A 3310-nucleotide genomic window follows, 5' to 3' on the forward strand; every position below is an offset into this window, starting at 1 on the left:
CTATAACGAGTCAGGACCTTTTGGTCCCACCTGCAAAAAACCCGATGAGGCTTGACCATCTCATCACGTACCCACTGGGGGATCTGGATACCAATCCTGTAGGCCTGGGGCTCCACCAACGACTGCCAGCGCAGATAGATCTTGTCGGGCAGGTCGACGTTGTTGACGGGCTTTCCACCGACGCTTCTCTTGTGCCAGCCCGCAACTTCGCCGGTGTAACTGGCGACGCCGCCATACACGTGGAAATATTCGAAGCCACGTTTATCAACGACATCAACACTCTCGACCCACACCTCCATATGCATTGGCGCTACCAGCCCGATATTCCAGGCGTGGTATGGAAGATTCGGCGGCGCGGGTGGCCTTGGGCCGCTGGCGCACGCGTTCAAGCCCAGCAGTAGCCCGACGATCAGCAGCAGACGCTTCATTGCGGATACCCCTTTTGTGGTTCGTCGGGATACACACGGCGGCGGTTCTGCGAGGCGGGTCGACTGATGAGCATTCCCATGGTCGGTACCCAGTGGGCGGACTGATGGATGTAGCGGGCGCGCAGGAGGGCTTGGTCCGTAGGGTTCAACTCGACTTCCTTGCCGTCCAGTGCCTGTTGCAGGATCGTCTCAGCGATTGGCTTCAGCTCATCTGGGAGCGCCCATTGGGGTCGTGCATCCAGATTCTTGAACGGAATGCCATGACGCACGCCCAGCTCGCGCATGAGCCGCAGATAGATCAACGACAGCTCGCCACGTACCTGGCGGTCGAGGACGGTTGTGACCCAGTAGTCAGTGTCGCCGATCTCATCCCTGCCGCGAGGTGCCCTGGCCGCCGGCCAGGCCTTGACCACGATTGTCCCTTCACGGGCAATGCCGGTCTCGCGCCATTCCTGCGCGTCTTTTTCGGCAAGTGTCCATACCTGATGGGCTTCGACCCTGCGGCCATTCGGTACCGTGGCCCGGGTCGGAGCAGTCAGCCAGATGTGCTCGCGCGCTCGGGGCAAGTAGCCGCCGCCCAGGTCCGAGTGCACCCCCGGCAGGCGGATTTCGCGGTGAGCCTTGCCGACGCTGTTGAGGGAGAAGTTGTTGCGGCATTCGTCCATGGCGCGCAACTGGATCACCTGTCGTGCGCAGCCGGGCGGCAGGTACAGATTGACCCCATAGTTGGTGTCGTCGGCCACGCTCATGTCCGCCCGGTGCATGTTGGCAATCGCGGCAACCGTATCGAACAGGCCGATGAAATTGATGCGCACGTCCACCGCAGGGTCGAAGCTTTTCTGCAGGCCAAATCTGCCGGCAATGAGCACGTCGTCAAACACGCCGCAACCAGGTTTGAGAAACTCGTTCGCACAGTGCCGAGCGGCGGCGGCGCCCCGGCTGAAGCCGAAGACATCAATCTCAATTCGCCGTATGGGGCGGTTTGCATTGTTGTCAGCAAATACCCTTAATTGCTCTGCGACCAGGTCTGACGCCTGCCTGACCCGCGCCACCACTCCGGTTTCACCCAGTCCTAATCCCTGACCAACGAATGTCTCATCCTCAGCACCACTGCGCGTACCAATGCCTTCGAGGTAAACCTTGATGTAGCCCGTATCGGCGCTGTCCTTCATGGGCATCGTGATGTTGTCCGGGTATAGCCCATGCAAATGCACCACATTACTCGGCGCATTCCCGTAGCTGTTATCGGGTGCATTGTTGAAGGCTGTCCCGTCAAAACCGCCGAAACCGTACTTCTGGCAAACCGTCTGAATGTTCTCCAGTTCGCTGCCGCTGTAGCTGACCAGATCCAGTCGTCGGCACTGTGCGGTAGCAGCGGCGTTGGCCTGGTTGTTGCCGGTGCCGTCGAAAAACAGGCCCAGGCGCAAGGTGATGCCGTCGGTGAGTTCCTCTTCCTCTTCTTCCTCTTCGGGCAGATCGGGCTGGTCGAAGTCTTCGTACAGGACCATCGTTTCCGGAACGTTGCTGTAGACCTTCTGCGTCAAGCCGTCGCGGTCGGTGACGCCGTGCAATTCACGGCCGTCGCTGACTTCGATGCGGTAAGGCACAAAGGGCATGGGGATGCCGCTGTCGTTGTCGCGGATCCGGAACCCGCCGCTCATGGCGTATTTGTATTGCGGGTCCTCGAGCACCCAGGGTTTGAGGGCGTCCTTGAGCGAGGCCGCGCCGCCCCAGGCGATGCGGTCATTCTTGATGCGCAGGTCCATCGGCGCGCCGATTTCGACCGAGCCGTCCTTGAGCTTGATGTAGGCACCGCCGCTGACCAGGGTGATGCCCTGTCTGGCGTCGATGAATACTTCGTCCTCGGTACTGGCGATGGTCAGTTTCTGGCGGGACCTGAGCAGCATTTCATCGCTCTGGGCCTGGATATCCACCGGGCCGTGAGAGGCGATGGCCTTGAAACCGAGCTTTGAGGCGAACAGGCTGATGGCTTCGCCCGCTGCCACGCTGAAACGTTTGAAGACACTGATGTCGGCACTGTCGCCGGCGGTGGCGGTGAGGTTCTGCCCCGCCGAGAGTTGCAGGCTGGCCGGTGTGGTCATGGCGATCCCCGCCGGGGCGGTGGCGACCAGCCCCGGCGCTTTAAGCCCGTTCAGCAGTTCCTTGAGCGCGTGTTGCGCGGGGATGTCAGCGGGCAGACCACCGGAGCTGCTCGCGGCTTGCGCCAGCGTCTTGGCCAGGTTCAAGGCCTGCTGAAGCTGGGCGACTGCCTCCTCCATGTTCAACACATCACCCTGCGCTTTAGGCTGCTCATCCGCACTGACAAACAGCCCCTTGCCACCGCGCAGCGCTCCCCAACCATCGCTGCGCAACTCAAACCCTTCACCGCGCTTCTGCTTTTTCGCATCCACCAGATGCCCAAGATTGAGCTGACTCTTGCCACCGTGTTCGGTACTGAGCTTGACGTGTTCCTTCCCTCGCTCATCTTCCATGCGCAGCTTGTTGTTCGCCGGGGTGCGCAGCACGTTGCGCGTGTAGTCTCTGTCGTCGAGGGTGACGTGATCGGGGTGGCGGCTGTCGTGCAGCGCGTGGGCGATGTAGGGCCGGTCGGGGTCGCCGTTTTCGAAGGCGACGGCCACTTCGGTGCCGCAGATCAGCGGCAGGTGCAGGCCGTAGGTGCGGCCGGCGTAGGGCCGGGCCAGACGCAGCCACATGCTTGTTCCGCCGTTGTTCCAGATGTCGCGGTCGAACAGGAAGTTGACCCGGTAGCGGCCTTCCATGTCGATGTCGCTGTAGGGGTCGTCGACGATCTGGCTGGTGACCCGCGCAGGAATGGTGCCGGCGATCTGCGGTTTGGCCGGCAGCGGGGGTCGGAAGCACAC

At 61.7% G+C, this 3310-nt stretch carries 2 protein-coding genes; both read right to left on the minus strand.

Annotated features, from left to right (window positions below):
- A partial coding sequence (locus tag D3M70_RS12620) for a DUF2931 family protein (RefSeq protein WP_120126092.1) occupies positions 1-428 on the minus strand: 428 nt, incomplete at its 3' end.
- Positions 425-3310 (minus strand): type VI secretion system tip protein VgrG (gene vgrG / locus D3M70_RS31950; protein WP_165869792.1); only part of this gene is annotated, 2886 nt, incomplete at its 5' end. The genes D3M70_RS12620 and vgrG, both read right to left, overlap by 4 nt.

The sequence above is a fragment of the Pseudomonas sp. LS-2 genome (assembly GCF_003605735.1).
Taxonomy (GTDB): Bacteria; Pseudomonadota; Gammaproteobacteria; order Pseudomonadales; family Pseudomonadaceae; genus Aquipseudomonas.